This is a genomic window from Luteimonas panaciterrae, assembly GCF_020511115.1.
GTDB lineage: Bacteria > Pseudomonadota > Gammaproteobacteria > Xanthomonadales > Xanthomonadaceae > Luteimonas > Luteimonas panaciterrae.
In genome coordinates this window covers 1-1,018 of sequence record NZ_JAJAVH010000060.1, presented here as the reverse complement: position 1 = coordinate 1,018, position 1,018 = coordinate 1, and the positions used below count along the sequence as shown (strand labels likewise).

Below are 1,018 nucleotides of genomic sequence, written 5' to 3'. Positions count from 1 at the left end.
CGTGCCGTCCGGATTGATCGTGGTGGTGCCGTTGGCAGGCGGCGTCGTCACCGTCGTCGTGACCGTGCTCGTCGTCACCGGCACACCGTTGAGCGTGTCGTTGCTCAGCACCGGGATCGTGACCGGCGTGTTCTGCGGCGTGGTCGCAGGATCGTCGGTCGCCGTGATCGCGGCGGCACTCACCGTCACCGTCACATTGGCCGTATCGCAGTTGGTCGGATTGAGCGTCTCGCAGATCTGATACACGACCGTGTACGTGCCCGCCGGCGTGCCCGGCGCGACGTTCACCGCACCCGTCGCCGGATCGAGCGTGACGTTCGGGTTCGTCGTCGAGGTCTGCGTCAGCGTGACGTTGCTGAGCGTGGCCGGCGCACCGTTCAAGGTGTCGTTCGTCAGCACGTTCGGCACCGCGACGCCACCGGAGGCGCCATTGGCGCTGCCGCTGTCGTCGACCGCATCGATCGGCGCGGCACTCACCGTCACCGTCACGTTGGCCGTATCGCAGTTGGTCGGGTTCAGCTGTTCACAGATCTGGTACACGACCGTGTACGTACCCGCCGGGGTACCCGGCGCCACGTTCACCGCACCCGTCGCCGGGTCCAGCGTGACGTTCGGGTTGGTCGTCGAGGTTTGCGTCAGCGTGACGTTGGCGAGCGTGGCCGCGGCACCGTTCAAGGTATCGTTGGTCAGCACGTTCGGCACGGCAGTTCCGCCCGAGGCGCCGTTCGCCGAACCACTGTCGTCCACGGCATCGATCGGGGCGGCACTCACCGTCACCGTCACGTTCGCCGTGTCGCAGTTGGTCGGGTTCAGCTGCTCGCAGATCTGATACACGACCGTGTACGTGCCCGCCGGGGTCCCCGGCGCCACGTTCACCGCACCCGTCGCCGGGTCCAGCGTGACGTTCGGGTTGGTCGTCGAGGTTTGCGTCAGCGTGACGTTGGCGAGCGTGGCCGCGGCACCGTTCAAGGTATCGTTGGTCAGCACGTTCGGCACGGCAGTTCCGCCCGAGGCGCCG

At 67.4% G+C, this 1,018-nt stretch carries 1 protein-coding gene; it reads right to left on the bottom strand.

The annotated features are described in order from the left end of the window. Positions 1–1,018: Ig-like domain-containing protein (locus tag LG367_RS18245; protein ID WP_226470688.1), on the bottom strand; the 1,018-nt coding region annotated here is incomplete at both ends.